At 42.8% G+C, this 15,557-nt stretch carries 14 protein-coding genes and 1 pseudogene; 4 read left to right on the top strand and 11 right to left on the bottom strand.

Annotated features, from left to right (window positions below):
- Positions 1-22 precede the first annotated feature (22 nt).
- Both ACRC32_RS14735 and ACRC32_RS14740 read right to left on the bottom strand, forming a co-directional pair.
- The gene (locus ACRC32_RS14735; protein WP_438554678.1) at positions 23-913 is read right to left on the bottom strand and encodes a phytanoyl-CoA dioxygenase family protein; all 891 of its coding nucleotides are present in this window, start codon (positions 911-913) and stop codon (positions 23-25) included.
- 30 nt (positions 914-943) lie between these two features.
- Positions 944-1,579, bottom strand: coding sequence for a sugar transferase (locus tag ACRC32_RS14740; RefSeq protein WP_438554679.1), 636 nt, complete (start codon positions 1,577-1,579; stop codon positions 944-946).
- 163 nt (positions 1,580-1,742) lie between these two features.
- Between ACRC32_RS14740 and ACRC32_RS14745 the strand changes: the two genes are divergently transcribed.
- Both ACRC32_RS14745 and ACRC32_RS14750 read left to right on the top strand, forming a co-directional pair.
- Positions 1,743-2,720 carry an NAD-dependent epimerase/dehydratase family protein gene (locus ACRC32_RS14745; RefSeq protein WP_438554680.1) on the top strand — a complete coding sequence of 326 codons (978 nt, stop codon included), beginning with the start codon at positions 1,743-1,745 and terminating at the stop codon, positions 2,718-2,720.
- A gap of 40 nt (positions 2,721-2,760) precedes the next feature.
- Positions 2,761-3,807 carry an MraY family glycosyltransferase gene (locus tag ACRC32_RS14750; protein ID WP_438554681.1) on the top strand — a complete coding sequence of 349 codons (1,047 nt, stop codon included), beginning with the start codon at positions 2,761-2,763 and terminating at the stop codon, positions 3,805-3,807.
- A gap of 21 nt (positions 3,808-3,828) precedes the next feature.
- On the opposite strand, the gene ACRC32_RS14755 is transcribed toward ACRC32_RS14750, so the two are convergent.
- Positions 3,829-4,995 carry a glycosyltransferase family 4 protein gene (locus tag ACRC32_RS14755; RefSeq protein ID WP_438554682.1) on the bottom strand — a complete coding sequence of 389 codons (1,167 nt, stop codon included), beginning with the start codon at positions 4,993-4,995 and terminating at the stop codon, positions 3,829-3,831.
- A 428-nt stretch (positions 4,996-5,423) separates the two neighbouring features.
- Here ACRC32_RS14755 and ACRC32_RS14760 point away from each other — a divergent pair, with 428 nt between their 5' ends.
- Positions 5,424-6,671, top strand: coding sequence for a hypothetical protein (locus ACRC32_RS14760; RefSeq protein WP_438554683.1), 1,248 nt, complete (start codon positions 5,424-5,426; stop codon positions 6,669-6,671).
- Positions 6,672-6,674: 3 nt separating this feature from the next.
- On the opposite strand, the gene ACRC32_RS14765 is transcribed toward ACRC32_RS14760, so the two are convergent.
- From ACRC32_RS14765 to ACRC32_RS14785, 5 genes are all read right to left on the bottom strand, one after another.
- The gene (locus tag ACRC32_RS14765; protein ID WP_438554684.1) at positions 6,675-7,904 is read right to left on the bottom strand and encodes a glycosyltransferase family 4 protein; all 1,230 of its coding nucleotides are present in this window, start codon (positions 7,902-7,904) and stop codon (positions 6,675-6,677) included.
- A gap of 74 nt (positions 7,905-7,978) precedes the next feature.
- Complete coding sequence (locus ACRC32_RS14770; RefSeq protein ID WP_438554685.1) at positions 7,979-9,187, bottom strand: hypothetical protein; 1,209 nt, start codon at positions 9,185-9,187, stop codon at positions 7,979-7,981.
- A 33-nt stretch (positions 9,188-9,220) separates the two neighbouring features.
- Positions 9,221-10,489: an O-antigen ligase family protein gene (locus ACRC32_RS14775; protein ID WP_438554686.1), complete on the bottom strand. Its 1,269-nt coding sequence runs from the start codon at positions 10,487-10,489 to the stop codon at positions 9,221-9,223.
- Positions 10,490-10,522: 33 nt separating this feature from the next.
- The gene (locus tag ACRC32_RS14780; RefSeq protein WP_438554687.1) at positions 10,523-11,674 is read right to left on the bottom strand and encodes a glycosyltransferase; all 1,152 of its coding nucleotides are present in this window, start codon (positions 11,672-11,674) and stop codon (positions 10,523-10,525) included.
- Positions 11,675-11,677: 3 nt separating this feature from the next.
- Positions 11,678-12,997, bottom strand: a complete 1,320-nt coding sequence (locus tag ACRC32_RS14785; protein WP_438554688.1) for a lipopolysaccharide biosynthesis protein — start codon at positions 12,995-12,997, stop codon at positions 11,678-11,680.
- A 284-nt stretch (positions 12,998-13,281) separates the two neighbouring features.
- On the opposite strand from ACRC32_RS14785, the gene ACRC32_RS14790 reads away from it, so the two are divergent.
- Positions 13,282-13,434, top strand: coding sequence for a hypothetical protein (locus ACRC32_RS14790; RefSeq protein ID WP_438554689.1), 153 nt, complete (start codon positions 13,282-13,284; stop codon positions 13,432-13,434).
- A 16-nt stretch (positions 13,435-13,450) separates the two neighbouring features.
- Here ACRC32_RS14790 and ACRC32_RS14795 read toward each other — a convergent pair whose 3' ends face one another.
- The 3 genes and pseudogenes from ACRC32_RS14795 to ACRC32_RS14805 all read right to left on the bottom strand — a co-directional run.
- Positions 13,451-13,636 (bottom strand): PCP reductase family protein, encoded by a 186-nt coding sequence (locus tag ACRC32_RS14795; protein WP_039717452.1) that lies wholly within the window; start codon positions 13,634-13,636, stop codon positions 13,451-13,453.
- Between the two features lie 187 nt (positions 13,637-13,823).
- Entirely contained in the window at positions 13,824-15,224 is a 1,401-nt protein-coding gene (gene psbC / locus ACRC32_RS14800) for a photosystem II reaction center protein CP43 (RefSeq protein WP_438554690.1), read from the bottom strand.
- Positions 15,208-15,557 (bottom strand): annotated as a pseudogene (locus ACRC32_RS14805) (photosystem II D2 protein (photosystem q(a) protein)); the annotation flags it as partial. The gene psbC and the pseudogene ACRC32_RS14805, both read right to left, overlap by 17 nt.

The raw sequence follows: 15,557 nt of genomic DNA on the forward strand, positions 1-15,557 counted from the left end.
AACTGATATCCTATCTGCGCGATTAACTCTCTATCTCCGACCAAAGTATGGGAAACACTGCTGGATCGCTAAAATCAGGATGATCGTTATGCAATTTGCGACATAAGGCTTCGTAGCCGATATGAATTTGTTCCCCTTTCTGATTCCAAAAAGGTCGATAATGGTTACCATCGTCTTGCATATGAACTGCCATTGCTAGCCGCAAAGAGTCACTGTAATTGGGAGAGCTACCATGTATTGTCAGACAGTGATGAAAGCTAACTTGACCTTTTTGTAAGGTCATTGGCACTTTTGTAATTTGTTTTCCTTGCTGGCGAAACTTTTCTTCCAATTCATTCAAGTTCGGGTCGAAAAAATTCTTCATCAAATGAGTATCTTTCCACTTGTGGCTACCATCAATGACAATCAATGGACCGAGGGATTCGTCACAGTTTTGAAAAGGAATCCAGGCAGTGAGCAATTTGTCAGAACTGCAAGTAGACCAGTATGCTTTATCGGTATGCCAGCCTACCACTCCATTATTACTATCCTTAATTGTTGGTAGCTTACACAGCAGCGAATCAGCGAACAGTCGAATTCTTTTCGTTCTGGATAAACGCGCTGCGATCGCCGCAATAATTGGATAAAAGCCTAGTTCGTGGAGTTGCTTGTTTTGTAAGGAAACAAATTCGTTATTCCGAATGAAGCTTTTATCTTCTGGTTTCCAGTCACTATAAGCATTTTTTACGAGCAGTGGAGTGTCTCGCTCTCCACGATAGTATCTTTCACTACCTAAAATTGCTGTGTCGAGTAGTTCGTCTGGGAGTATCTGTTTTGAAATATACCAGCCATGTTCTTCGTAGAAAGCAATATCTGCTTCTGTTGGTAGAAGCGCTAGCTGTTCTTCCGAAAGCCGGAAGGCACAAGTTTCCATTCGCGATCGCTCCTTATAATTGTCTAATCATTAGGATGACAACTTATTTCCTTGACCTTTGAATTCTTCTGATGTGGTGTAACCTTCTTGATTAATCCCCTCTTGTTGCAGAACTTTAAACACGGTCAGAAATAAAATTTTTAAATCCAGCCACAAACTCCAGTTATCGACATACCAAACGTCGAGGACAAATTTCTCTTCCCAAGTGATGGCGTTGCGACCGTTGATTTGAGCCAAACCCGTAATACCTGGTTTCACTTCATGACGGCGAGCTTGTTCTGTAGTATAGCGGTCGAGATACTTCACCAATAAGGGGCGGGGACCAATGAAACTCATGTCGCCTTTGAGAACATTCCATAGTTGGGGCAGTTCGTCAAGGCTAGTTTGCCGTAGAAATTGACCGAAAGTCGTCAGGCGCTGTTCGTCAGGAAGCAAATTTCCTTTTGCGTCTTGCTCGTCGGTCATGGTACGAAACTTGTAAAAGTTGAAAATCTTTCCTTCTTTACCTGGACGGGGTTGAGTGAAAATAACTGGAGAACCCATGCGAAAGTGAATGGCGATCGCAACACAAATAATTATGGGAGACAATATTATCAGCGCGATCGCGGCAACAAAGCGATCGAGTAGAATTTTAACTAATCGGCTTAACTGCTTTAGCCTGAGCATAAATAACAGCAGATTTACTTGAGTAGACGAAATAAATAATTAGGTATGATTTCTTCTGTCCGAGCTGTAACAGAGTTTTTCTTATATTACAGTTTTTTAAGTCAAAAAATAGTACTCTGTTACCTGAAGGATTGTGCTATTGCCGTAAATGACGGTACTCAGTATGAACGGGATTTTAGTAACTGGAGCCACTGGCTTTGTTGCTAGCCATTTGCTACCCAGATTGCTGCAAGAGAAATTGCAGATTACAGCAGCTGTACGGAACGATTCTGCACAACTGCCAGCCAACGTTACAGCCGTAAAAGTTGGTAATATTGACGGCAATACTGATTGGCGCTCGGCGTTAAAGGGTATAGATATAGTCGTTCACCTAGCAGCACGCGCCCACATTCTTCAAGATAAAGCGTCCGATCCAGAAGCAGAGTTCTTGCGTGTCAATACAGAGGGAACGGTCAATCTCGTCAAGCAATCGATCGCCGCAGGGGTGAAGCGGTTCGTATTCGTAAGTTCGATTGGGGCAATGACCTCAAGTAGCGATCGCCCCCTCACGGAAAGTTCGCCCTGTCAACCAGATACTCCCTACGGTCGCAGCAAACTGCAAGCAGAACAAGCCCTAGTACAGCTTGCTGGTCAAAGTGCCATGACTTGGACAATTTTACGTCCGCCTCTAGTTTATGGTGCGGGAAATCCTGGTAATATGGAACGGTTAATTAAACTCGTTCAAACAGGTTTACCACTACCATTTGGTGCAGTTAAAAATCGTCGCAGTTTAATTTATGTGGGAAATTTAGTAGATGCGATCGCCTCTACCCTGAACCATCCCCAAGCAGCAAATCAAACATTTTTAGTCAGCGATGGAGAGGATCTTTCCACACCAGAATTAATTCAAAAAATTGCCGTCAACTTAAAGCACTCATGTAACCTGCTGTCAGTTCCTCCAAGTTGGTTGCAACTGGGAGGAAAATTAGGCGATACCGTACAGAATGTTAGTAAAAAACAATTGCCTCTCAACACATCGACTATCGATCGCCTGCTGGGAAGTTTAGCAATTGATAGCGAATACATTCAGAAGACCCTGAACTGGCAACCCCCTTTTACAGTTGATGCAGGTTTAGCACAAATGCTGCGAGCGCCAACTTGACATACAGCAAATATGCTTTAATGGTTCTTTTTGACAGAGTATGACTACCATGCCTTCGATCGTGTTGTCGGTCTTCAGCTTTGGAATTAGTTTCCTGACCGTGAATTTGATTAGACAGCGCTTTCGGCAAAGCTTACTAGATATTCCGAACGAGCGCAGCTCTCACACCCAGCCTACTCCCCGTGGTGGCGGCTTAGGATTTATTATTGCCTTCGCCATTACGAGTGCGACTGCTATGGGAAACAACTATTTCCATCTGTTTGCAGACATACCATTAAATCTTAATTTAGCGATCGTCTGGTTAATACTAATTCCACTGGCTATTGTCGGAATTATTGACGATCGCAGTAACGTTCCCGCAGCCATTCGTTATTTGGTTCAGTTGGCTGCTGCTGGAGTTGCAGTAATTTATTTTGGTGCTTTTCCTCAGCCTTGGCTGACGCAGTTTGGTATTGTCGGTAGTCTGGTAGCCATTGCTTTAACGGCAATTGGCATGACAGCGCTCGTCAACTTCTACAACTTTATGGATGGGTTAGATGGAATTGTGGCTGGAACGACAGCCATTCAATTAGGTTTTTTTGCCTTTTACCTACATCAACCCCTGTTGTGGTTTCTGGTAGCGGCGCTCATAGGCTTTCTGTGGTGGAACTGGTCGCCAGCTAAGATTTTTATGGGCGATGCAGGTAGTACTGTTTTAGGTGCTACAGTGGCGATCGCTTTACTCAATGCTGGCGATAGCACACTACAGGCTTGGTCAGCTCTGGTTGTCACTTTCCCACTGATAGGAGATGCAATTTACACCATCGTGCGTCGGCTGTTACAGAGAGAGAACATTTTCCAAGCACATCGCAGTCATTTATATCAAAGACTACAGCAATCTGGTTGGTCGCATGGGCAGGTTGCCGCTACGTATATGGGAATAACGCTCGCGATCGCCTTAGCTGTAAGATTTTATGGCTCAAAGGGTGCGATCGTGGGTGCGATCGGTACGGTAGCGACGGGATTAGGCGGCGAAATTTATTTGCGATCGCGCCTCCATGCTCCACAATCGACAACTACTGCCTCTGTTTTAGGTAAAGGAGAGTAAATTGTTTCCTATAGGATCGATTCATCTACTGGCAGAAACGGCATAACTGCTTTTGCCTAAAGCGCGATCGTACAGCGATTCATATAATTTGAGAATGTGGCGTAGATCGTAAGTAGCAACCCGCTCTTTTGCCCGTTCTCCCATTATTCGAGCAGCTTCAGGATTATCTACAATCCATGCCATCGCTTGCGTTAGCGCCTCTATATCTCCTACGTCAATCAGCAACCCGCAGCGATCGGCAAGCAAATCGCGAGTTCCACGAATTTTAGTTCCAATTACCGGGACTCCCAAACAGAAAGATTCCATAATACATCTAGGCAACCCCTCCTGTTCGGACACGAGTATCAGAGCGGCAGAAATGCTAATCAAAGTTGGAATATCGCGGCGAAAACCTAAAAAGCGTACGTTCTGTTCAATGCCTAGTTCGTTAGCTAACTGCTGCATCTGTGCCATCAGCCGACCGTCTCCAGCTAGAGCCAAATGCACTTCAGGACGATCTAGGCGAGCAAATGCCCTTAAAATATCGCTGTGGCGTTTGCGGGGGATGAACTCTGCCGCACAAACGAGTAGGGGATTTGCTGGTGTCAGTCCTAATTCCTGTCGCACGCGCTCTGCTGCTTCTGCTGTCACTGTGTCCCGATTGTAGAAGTCGAAATCTACTCCTATTCCAGGCATGTAGCACAATTGCGTGTCAGCGACAATTTGATGCTGCTTAACGGCTTTCTCATCCTCGCGATTGATGACTACTAGGTAGTCCGTCCACTGCCCTGCTAATTTTTCTAATGCCAGAAAAACCAGGTTTTTTAGGGGTTTTCCACCCTGATAGAAGTGAAATCCATGGGCAGTATAAATTAGCTTAACTTTTCCCTGCTGGCGCAATCCATTCAAGGCATAGCGCGTGACAAATGCGGCGACGGGCGTGTGGACGTGAACGATATCGTATCCTTCTTGCTCCACTACTGTTCTAATTTGACGCGGCGCGACTGTCAAATTTTGTAGTTGGAGCGGGTTGCGCGACCATTCAATTTCCCACACGCGATCGAAAGTCTGCAAGCAGTCAGCGTTAGTTGAAACTCCTTGAGCCATTGCATCGACTTGCCAACCCAGAGAACGGAAATGATGGGCAAACGGCAATACGAATGCGCACAGCGTATCTGGAACTGTAGTAACGCATAAAATTTTTTTCATATGTAGCGCCTAAATTCTCAGTAGAAACTCATATTGTTTATCCAGAATTTTATTGTCTCAGATCCATTACTAAAGTACAACATACATAGTTCTACGGGGAGTATTTTCTCATCAGCGATCGCGCATTTATTTACTTAAGCAGAATGACTTACCTTGGCTTACTTAAAATAAAATAAGAATGTGTTTGGTCGCTCTGGAACTGCGAATAAATTCGGATATTTCAGTAAGAATTCTTGTTTATGCTGTTCAGTAAAATCTCTATTGAGTTGAGAAAAAAATGAAATTAAATTTATCTATAGCTCATTTAATTAAAGTCGAGCTAAATTTCAATTCAATAAGTCAGTAGCATGACTTATTAATACTAGTTGAGATACTTTACTTCGAGCCAAATTGTTTTCATCTACTTTTTTAATGCAAGAGTAAATGCTATGAATTTTTCACGTCGTTTGATCGCCATAATTCAAAACCAAAATTGCGATCCTCAAGATTTCGATAAAGCCACAAAATCGGTTTGCACTTGGCAAAAAAGAATAGCGCTAGCCACACTTATATCATTACTTTGCACTTCATCGGCAGGATGTAATGAGTCCACCTCTTCAAACAAGCAAAATAAAACGATTGATACAACAAAAAGTCTGAGCAATAATGACTCATTTTTCCCAATTGGATTCTATCATGTTTCATGGAAATCTACACCCGAGCAACGACTCCAAGCCCTACAAAGGATAGCTGCTGCTGGTTTTAATACAATTCACGCCTCAATAGTTAGCCCCAGCGATTTAGAAGCATATGAAAAATTTCTTGATGAAGCTCAAAAACTAGGTGTTAAAGTGATAAGTGAGTTTGGTGTCGATCGGGTTTATACAATAAATAAATTTAAAAATAAACCAGCTGTCTTGGGATGGAATATTGCCGATGATGTTGATAACGGCAAGCGTACTCCCAAAGAGGTTTGTGAATCTCACCAACAGGTAAAAGAAATCGACCCCAACCGTCCTACATATATTAGTGGTTATTCAAGCAACATCGAACAATTTACGAATTGTGCAGATACGGTTGGAATGCAAGCATATCCGATTCAATTTGGCAAGATATACGAATTACCTTCAATCTATCCTCATATTTCTCTTGCTTATAATGCCAGCAAAAAACATAATCGAAAACTCTATGCAAATTTACAGACCTTTAGCTGGTTAGAGGAAAAACCAGGAGAAGAAAAGTATTTAGGTATGCGCGCACCCACTTCTATGGAGGTGAGAAATATGGCATACCAATCATTACTAGCTGGCGCTAAGGGAATTATATTTTATGCCTTTCAAGGCGATGTTTGGAGCTTAGAAAGCCATAGAAGTTTATGGAAAGGAGTAAAATCTTTAGCTCCCGAAATTAAGCAACTCAGTCCTACTTTGTTAAGTGGCAGTTTTAAGCAAATTTCTACTGGAGTAGAAGGTACGCTAGCTGGAGTTTGGATTTACCAAAACCAAGCTACAGTTGTGGCGATCAATACTGCTAATAATAGTAGTAAGAGTGTTTCTCTTACACTTCCTTTGACGAATGTGCAGAGCGTTTCGCCAATGTTTGCTAACCGTCCTTCTGGGATGGTTCTTGAAGGTAGTAAACTTTCTGGCTTAATTAAACCTAAAGATGTACACGTATATAAACTCAATTTAAAGTAACTGTTATGACCTAGCTACTCGAACGATTTTCTGTCCTTCTTTTATATTTAACCAAGCTTCCGTTGTCTTTCTCACTTGACGATAAAACTCGCTCCGACGTTCGCGGAGCAATTTTTCTCTATACTCCTTTGCTTTTTCCAGATTGCGGACTGACATTTGCGCCATACGATCTGGATCGATCGCTATCTCGTGGATTTTGTCTGCTAAAGCCATAACATTACCAGGGGATACCATATCTTCAGCAGGTAATAATTCAGGGATGCCTCCTACTGTAGAGCCAATGCAAGGCAATCCTCGTGCCATTGCTTCAATCATTGCCCTAGGCATACCTTCTTGATAAGAAGGAAGCACGAATAAGTCCGCTCGATCTAACTGGGTGCGTACGGCATCACCAACGGTTAATTGACCGAGAAAGCGAACGTATTCTGCTATTTTCAGCTCGGCAGCCAAAGCTTCTAGTTCCGATCTATGCTTGCCATCTCCAACCAGAGTCAAGGTTAAATTTAATCCTTTATCGTGTATGCAGCTAGCAACAGCTTTGATGAGTACATCTGGTGCTTTGTAGAGCTGAGCTAGCGTACCTACTAAAATCAAGGCGATCGCTCGTTTTTCCTGCAAGGAAAAACGAGGAGCAGATGCAAAAGCCGAATCCGGTAACTCAACGTCAGAGTAGTAAGTTGAAAAAGCATTTTTGGCTGGTGGATATCGCTGCTGTAATGCATTTTGAGTCACATATGCTGCGATAGCAGCACCAGCGCAATGATGTCGGAGTTCGTTGAAAAAATACCAGCGAAACAATGGACGTAAGGGATGTTTAATGGAACCAGGTGCGAATAGGTCGTATGGATCGGCTACAACTTCTACGCCATAAGGATGCCCAGTTTTGCGTAACATTGGTTCGATACAGGCTCCTATGGTAGAACTAACACGCAGAATCACGGCATCGCTATTCCCCACTGCATTTCTAGCAGCGTGCTTAACTTGTCGCGATCGCAGGAGATATTGCCAAAGTCCGATGTAATACGGCACGGCAGCAAAGGAAACTCCTTCGCCATCGGCACGCTGCCAGCCTGGTTGAGCGTTTGGCACCTCGCGTACTCTTGCAACTACGCATACGCGTTCAAATACCTCTAAGTAACGCAGCCAGAATTGGTATGGAAACTGTGTCTGAGTCCAGACTTTGCCGTCTGGCGTGCTTTCAAAACGATGCTCAAGTGCGATCGCGACATCCATCAAAAATCTCCTGATTTTAGGTAATCACAGAATTAAAACAATTTGCTTAAACTTATAAAATATTGCCGTTCTATTTAAGCTTTTAATTTATAAGCATAGACTGCTAAAGGCTGAAGTACATCGTGTATTTTATTGCTACCAATATTTTTTATAGAAGTATTCTTTTGGAACAATAATTGTGCTGTATTCGCGCTTATAGGAAGTTCAAGTTTTATTTCAATGGCTCGATCGTATGACGTATTAACAACAACTACTAAAGCTTCATTTCGATCGACCCAAATTCCAGATATTATACTTTTTGAATTTGCTTCAACTTTTTGGAATTTTCCTTCTAACAAGATCGAACTAATTTCTCTAATTTCTGGAGCTAAAGACTTTAGCTCATTCCATAGTTGCGACTGTGATGGTAAATGCCAACTAGAATCGTGATAGGTGTAATAAATAATGCCTTTAGCACCAGCTAACAATGCTTGATAAGTCATATTTCTCACTTCTTTAAATGTTGGCGTGCGGGTACCTTTATATTCTAGAGGCTTTACATTCGACCAATTAAAAGTTTGTAAGTTTGCATAAAAGCTTCTATTAAAAGCTGAGATTGCGTCACGAGCTATAGAGATTTGGGAGTAAGTCGAAGATAGCTCTCTTTCTTTTCCATATCTAATTGGATATGATTGCATACCAATTACGTCAGAACAATTCGCAAATTGCTTAATTCGCTCGGAGAAGCCGCTAACATATGTAATATGGCTATGGTCTGCCTTTCTTACTAATTGGTGGAGTTTCCAGATCTTGCTGGGAAGGAATCTACCGTTATCTACATCATCTGCGATGTTCCATCCAAGAACAGCAGGTTTATGTTTAAAAGCACTTATTAAATTTAGCAAACCTACATTTTGTTCGCTAATGACATATACGCCAAGTTTTTCAGCTTCATTTAAGAATTCTGCATAATCTTCAAGTCTGGTTACTGAAACATGAATTGTATTAAAACCAGCATTAGCAATTTCATTTAGAGCATTTTTTCGTTCCTGTGTAGTTGTTTCCCAAGAGACATGATAGAAGCCAAATGGAAAAAATGGCTTACCTTTAACTAAGGTAACTCCGTCAGTACGTATTTCTGTTCCATAATTCAGAAGATCTTCTAGCGGAACAGTAGAGCAATATGAGGAGAATTCAAAAACGTTATTGTAAATTAAATACAACGAACTTAATAGGATTAAAATGATGATAGAAAGTAAAGCTATCTTACGATTAGAAAAAGATTGGGATAGTTGTTGTTTCACTTGCTTTATCTGCGATCGTTCAAGACATACAGCCTAATTCTTATTGACTTTGAGTGCTAAAGCTCCAAACAAAAAAATCCACCATAGAGTATTGAGTTGAGCGTTTTTGAACAAAAAGCAGTCAAAAAACATTGCAATTCCTGATGCAAAGATACCCGAAGCAAAAATCGGAAATGTTAAGTTCTTCAGTAAGACTCTCAGTAAAGTGCTCCATAAAAACAGAAAAAATGCTAAACCTACTGTTCCTAACTCGACAATTAGTAACAGGAAAGTTGAGTGAGGATTATATAACATATCGCCGAACGGAGTAGAAATAAAAAACTCACCTGACTTAAGCGCTCCTTCTGCTTCAACATCTGGAAGATACCAGTGCCAGTATGAGCCATATCCCGAACCTAAAAAATTTAGCTCCGTAGAACGATGGCTAATAATGTCAAATGATGTCAAGTATGTTTCTGTACGACTATCATCGTCCAAAGACTGCAAACGCTCAGTATTTGCTTGTGAAAAAAATAACCATGCTGATACTGTCACAGCAATAATCATTACTAAGGCAGCAACTATTGCCTGCTTTTTCTTCTTCGTCGAAAAAATGAGTGAAAGCAAAAAAGCACCAATCACTATCAGTGCACCTCGCGATCCCATGCCAATGTTAGTCAGCATCAGGGCAAATATAACAACGGCTTTAAATAAACGTCTAGCTGGATTACGAATTAACTCCTGAATCGCAAATGATAGAGCGGGTATCAAGATGAAATACCCAGTACTCGCTATGAATAATGGTCCTCCTACCCTTGGAATACCAAACTCACTTGCCATGTTCTCAGTGTCAGCTCTTACATCTGCGACACTTAGAGTTAAGAGGGAAGCTGCTGAATATAACAGACCTAACAATGCTAAATAAACTGTAAGTCGCCACAGAAAAGGGCGGACAGAATCACTGGATCTTTTAACTACTAAGTTATAGCCAAGGGAAAACCCTGATGCTGTTAAAACCAGCGTGTAAAGCATTGCTATAGTATCTCGTTCTCTCATCTCACTCCACGTCACTGATAAAGCAGCGTAAAGCACTATAGCAACAGTCAATATTGGTAAGTGACCATGCCAATGTTTATGTATGGTATTTATAATTGGGCGTTTGTCTATAGCTGGTAATAATGCGTAAAAACAAGCAACTATAATAATAACAATGTCTTGACTACTAATGGGTATTGATTCGATTGTAAACCAGGGAGTACGGGTAGCTGGAAGTAAAGACCATAGTAGAAGACCGAGCCAAAACGGTAGTTCCAAGATCGACATTGAGGCTACTGGTATTTTTTTATTTAGTATCTGTTATTGGAATGTAAAACTTTTGCCGAGATGAGCATATATATTGACTAAACTGTCTACTGATTTACTAATTGGAAAATTATTAGACCATTGCTTTGCATCATCAGAGAGTTTCATTTTTAATTCTTTATCATTCAAAATTTTTAAAATGTTTGCACAAGCTGCTGCATCGTCGTTGGGAGAAAACATAAAAGCATGATGACTTGGCGGACAGGCTTCGCGAATAGTGAGCAGGTTTGTAGCAACAATAGGCAAACTAGCAGCAGCAGCTTCTATGGCAACAACTCCAAATCCTTCTTCCAAAGAAGGGAAAAAGAATAAATCGGATGCCATTAAAAGGTGAGAAACATCATTAAGTCCCGTAATAATTGAAATATCTTGTCTCCGCTCGACTCGCTCTCTCAACATCGTCAGGTGTTCACCTGTGGAGCCTGCCATTACGAAGTGCGCTTGAATCTTACCTTGGTTTATCTGCTCTGCAACTCTTATCATTTGCAAATGATTTTTATGAGGAGCAAAACGAGCTACATATATAATAATTGGTGTTTCAATTGGTAGTGAAAGCTTTTGGCGTACGGAAACTTTATCGATATTTTTCTCAAAACGATCTATTTCAACCCCATTGTATAGAATGTATGTCTGTTGGTGCGAACAGTCACATATAGCCTGAAAAGCCTCTAAGCTAGTCTTCGAGGGGGCTATTATGTGCGTTGCATACTTTGATGTCCACCTAGTCATGATCTGCCGATAAATAGATCTAAGAAAAGATCTTCCTTTGATGTCAGTAAGGGGATGTACGTGTGATATTCTAATAGGAACTTTCTCTTGAGCTGCTAGGCGTAGTATAAAGCCACTAAAAAGATAAAGCTGACTGTGAACTACATCGTAAGGTCCATAATCTTGCAAGATCTGTCTGAAGTTTCGAGCGAATAACCATGGCTTTGAAGGATGCAAGCACGGGATGATTTTGCTTCCTAGAGCGCGAACTTCGTCGTCGTAATCGCACGGTCGGTCTGTATGAACCAAAAAATCTATCTGAAAGCGATCGCGGTCAATGTGCCGTAAAACATTCATTAACCAGGTTTCAATGCCACCTCGAACCATTCCTCCAACAACCTGGAGGATGCGAATTGGACGCCGATCGGTGAATGTCATAGTCTACTGTCCCTCAAAATTGCGTGTCTGGAGTCGATGCAGTGCGTGAAGGATAACGATCGTCGTCGTACTGACTTCAACAATCGACCCGATTAGCAAAGCGATCGCTGCTCCCTGGAGTCCGCGAGTGGGAATCAGCCAGAAGCAAGCTAGGGCAGAAATAGCTGTCACTGATGCAAATAATGGCATCTGAATCCGAAAGTATCTAGCTGCTGTCATGCCGTAGCCGAGGAAAGAGGCTATATAGGTAATTCCTGCAACTATCATTAACCAAACGAACAAGTCCGCACGTTCGGCATATTCTGCTTGGTAAAGCAAAGTAAGAATTTGTCGCCCAGCTATCAGGGCTACCAAAACTCCGGCTGAACCTAACAGTACAGCAATTCCCACTAACTTAATTAATAGAGTACGAAAAGCTTTGCCATCACCTGCGGCGTAATATTTTGCTAGTCGTGGGCTAGCTGATTCTCCCAAAGAAAACACTAACATCCTTCCTGCTACCATTAGATATGAAATAGCAGCAAATATGCCCAGTTCTCTATCTCCTAAAGAACGCTCGATAAAATAGCGAGGCATGTTACCGTTGAGAGAAATCAACATCATGACAACTCCCAAAGGTAGAGAGAGCCAGATTAGTTGTTTCAGTGTTTGAAAATGCCAGCGAGGTCGGAGATTTTCTTCTACCACATCTGGGTTTACATCTTTAAAATGCTGTGGTGCTACAGGTCGCATTTTGAGCATTAAAGCACCACTACGGATGTCATAACCAAGCAAGACAATTGCCCAAGCAATAGCTAATCCCACGGCTCCCCAGAAGACGCTACGAGTTAAATAAACTCCAAGTCCTAAAAATAACAATGATAGCGGTCCCTTAATCATCATCGAAATGGCTATTCGATCCATCCGTTCGCGTTGCTGAATTAACCCGTAAAACACATCGCTAATCGACTCTAGTGCTTTGGAAACTCCCACGACTAAAATAACTAGCGATGTCTCTAAGCGGTATCCCGTACCTAGACCAATCCCAGCGAGCGCGAGAATCGCTAAAGCCGTAGCAATTAGTCTCAGTGCTAAATAATCGCCAAAAACATATTGTTGCTTGGTATCTGTTGCTTGGATAGTTCGTAATTGAAGATTGGCAAACAAGAATATTGGTGCTGTAACTGCCAACCCTAATGTGAACTGTCCGACAATTTCTGGACTGCCTACTTTAGCAAGTACGACTAGCATTCCCCACTGGCAGGCTGCGTAGACAACATTACCAACAAAATTCCAAGAAAAATTGCGCCGCAGCGTTAGTGGCTTTTGCTGTAAAGTTGCCATATATCGGCTTATGTAAATTTATGTATATGATTTGCTCTTAGCAATATACCACTATTCGTGACATTCATTGCATTGCTTCTTTAAAGCAGATTCAGTCAAAAATGTGTTTATGTCAAGATAGAAAAGTATGTGCCGAGCCGCTACTCAAACTCTCTCAGCTCTGCTAGGATTCTATTGTCAGTATTGTGTTGCAAAACTAATCAAAGTTAGTATTCTATTTCTGTATCTGTTCAGCATAGCCAATACAACTATTGCTAATAGATCTATTTATAGAGGAAAGCAATATGATGAGTGTTAGTTGTGTTTCTACTTGTATTGCTCATACTGCGTTAGCTAGTCGTGAAACCGCAAAGAAGGTAACGCATGTCAAAAAATGCAGTTGGCAGCAAAATAGCGAGAATTTGAAAGAACAGTGCGATCGCACTCACAAACTCTAAGATCGAGCTAGGTTTCTTATTGTCCAAACTCCAACCTGGCTTGTTCGACAATCTCTGCCGTAACAATATCTTGACCCCGCGATCGCGTCAACTGTTCTATGCGCGAGATTGCCTGAGAACGAACGAAAAAGGGAATCTTTTTTAACTTAATTTGGGCTTCAGTCGTCCATTGTAGGCGATCGGTTAAGTTTGAGTCTGGCATGGTCGTCACCATCAACTGAGATTGGAGTGAGCAAGAAGCAATAACTGCGATCGCACCTCGCTAACGTAGCTTTTTTGCACCACATAAAAGATTCTGTCATAAAACCCGTGCCATGCGAAAGGCTCCCGCTCTAACGCAGGAGCCTTATCAATTTAGGGTGGAGCTTAACTCCAACCCCAAAATTGTTTTAGTCTAATTCGCCCATAGCCATTACTGGCTCGGATTCACGGTTAATACCTCTCTCAAAACCAGCAGCCGCAGCGCGAGCGCGACCGGCGTGCCATAAGTGACCGACTAGGAAGAAAAAGCCTAGTACAAAGTGAGAAGTAGCTAGCCAAGCGCGAGGAGATACATAGTTAAAGGAGTTAATCTCCGTAGCCACACCACCCACAGAGTTTAGAGAACCCAGAGGTGCGTGAGTCATGTACTCAGAAGCACGTCGTGCTTGCCAAGGCTGAATGTCGTTCTTGATCTTTTCTAAGTCAAGACCATTGGGACCGCGTAGTGGCTCCAACCAAGGACCTTTGAAATCCCAGAAACGCATTGTCTCACCACCAAAGATGATTTCCCCTGTTGGAGAGCGCATCAAGTATTTACCCAGACCTGTAGGACCTTGAGCGGAACCGACGTTAGCACCCAAGCGTTGGTCGCGGATCAAGAAAGTCAAAGCTTGAGCTTGAGAAGCTTCTGGACCAGTAGGACCGTAAAATTCGCTGGGATAAACGGTGTTGTTGTACCAAACCATACAGGAGGCGATAAAGCCCATTAAGGACAGAGCGCCCAAGCTGTAGGATAGATATGCTTCACCAGACCAGATGAAAGCACGACGCGCCCAAGCAAAAGGCTTGGTTACAATGTGCCAGATCCCGCCTGCGATACAAGTCAAACCAACCCAAATGTGACCGCCAACGACATCTTCTAAGTTATTGACGCTGACAATCCAGCCTTCGCCGCCAAACGGAGACTTCAGTAAATAACCAAAGATAACTGCGGGGTTGAGGGTAGGGTTAGAGATGACGCGAACGTCGCCACCACCGGGAGCCCAGGTGTCGTACAAACCGCCAAAAAACATGGCTTTCAGCACCAGCAACAATGCCCCACATCCCAAAATAATCAGGTGGAAACCAATGATGCTGGTCATTTTGTTCTTATCTTTCCAGTCGTAACCAAAGAAAGAGGAGTACTCTTCTAAAGTTTCTGGACCGCGAATCGCGTGGTAAATTCCACCAAATCCCAACACGGCGGAAGAGATAAGGTGCAGTACGCCAACGACGAAGTAAGGGAAAGTATCGATGACTTCTCCACCAGGACCTACACCCCAACCGAGAGATGCCAGGTGAGGTAGCAAGATTAAACCTTGCTCGTACATTGGTTTTTCTGGGATGAAGTGAGCGACTTCAAATAAAGTCATTGCTCCTGCCCAGAAAACAATCAAACCTGAGTGGGCAACATGAGCGCCCAACAGTTTACCAGATAAGTTGATCAATCGGGCGTTACCAGCCCACCAGGCAAATCCTGAAGATTCTTGGTCGCGACCGCCACCTAAGGTTAAGCCGCGATTAAATGATGAATTATAGGGCGTTTCCACGGGGTAGAACCTCCTCAGGGAACTCGAAGTTTTCGTGGGGTTGGTCTTGAGGCGCCATCCAAGCACGGATGCCCTCGTTGAGCAGAATGTTCTTGGTGTAGAAAGTCTCGAACTCGGGGTCTTCTGCTGCCCGCAGCTCTTGAGAGACGAAGTCATATGCCCGTAGGTTCACCGCCAAGCCGACGACTCCCACCGCACTCATCCACAGTCCGGTCACTGGCACGAACAACATGAAGAAGTGCAACCAGCGCTTGTTGGAAAAAGCAATCCCGAAAATCTGCGACCAGAAGCGGTTTGCCGTCACCATCGAATAGGTCTCTTCCGATTGGGTTG

The sequence above is a fragment of the Chroococcidiopsis sp. genome, from assembly GCF_051657925.1.
Lineage (GTDB): Bacteria > Cyanobacteriota > Cyanobacteriia > Cyanobacteriales > Chroococcidiopsidaceae > Chroococcidiopsis.

What these genes read in the sequence shown, in the direction of transcription:
- ACRC32_RS14740 (WP_438554679.1), bottom strand. Translation starts at nt 1,579, where the DNA reads ATGCTCAGGCTAAAGCAGTTAAGCCGATTAGTTAAAATTCTACTCGAT.
- ACRC32_RS14755 (WP_438554682.1), bottom strand. Translation starts at nt 4,995, where the DNA reads ATGAAAAAAATTTTATGCGTTACTACAGTTCCAGATACGCTGTGCGCA.
- ACRC32_RS14795 (WP_039717452.1), bottom strand. Translation starts at nt 13,636, where the DNA reads ATGCCAGACTCAAACTTAACCGATCGCCTACAATGGACGACTGAAGCC.
- ACRC32_RS14760 (WP_438554683.1), top strand. Translation starts at nt 5,424, where the DNA reads ATGAATTTTTCACGTCGTTTGATCGCCATAATTCAAAACCAAAATTGC.
- ACRC32_RS14780 (WP_438554687.1), bottom strand. Translation starts at nt 11,674, where the DNA reads ATGACATTCACCGATCGGCGTCCAATTCGCATCCTCCAGGTTGTTGGA.
- ACRC32_RS14745 (WP_438554680.1), top strand. Translation starts at nt 1,743, where the DNA reads ATGAACGGGATTTTAGTAACTGGAGCCACTGGCTTTGTTGCTAGCCAT.
- ACRC32_RS14790 (WP_438554689.1), top strand. Translation starts at nt 13,282, where the DNA reads ATGATGAGTGTTAGTTGTGTTTCTACTTGTATTGCTCATACTGCGTTA.
- ACRC32_RS14775 (WP_438554686.1), bottom strand. Translation starts at nt 10,489, where the DNA reads ATGTCGATCTTGGAACTACCGTTTTGGCTCGGTCTTCTACTATGGTCT.
- ACRC32_RS14765 (WP_438554684.1), bottom strand. Translation starts at nt 7,904, where the DNA reads ATGGATGTCGCGATCGCACTTGAGCATCGTTTTGAAAGCACGCCAGAC.
- ACRC32_RS14735 (WP_438554678.1), bottom strand. Translation starts at nt 913, where the DNA reads ATGGAAACTTGTGCCTTCCGGCTTTCGGAAGAACAGCTAGCGCTTCTA.
- ACRC32_RS14750 (WP_438554681.1), top strand. Translation starts at nt 2,761, where the DNA reads ATGACTACCATGCCTTCGATCGTGTTGTCGGTCTTCAGCTTTGGAATT.
- ACRC32_RS14785 (WP_438554688.1), bottom strand. Translation starts at nt 12,997, where the DNA reads ATGGCAACTTTACAGCAAAAGCCACTAACGCTGCGGCGCAATTTTTCT.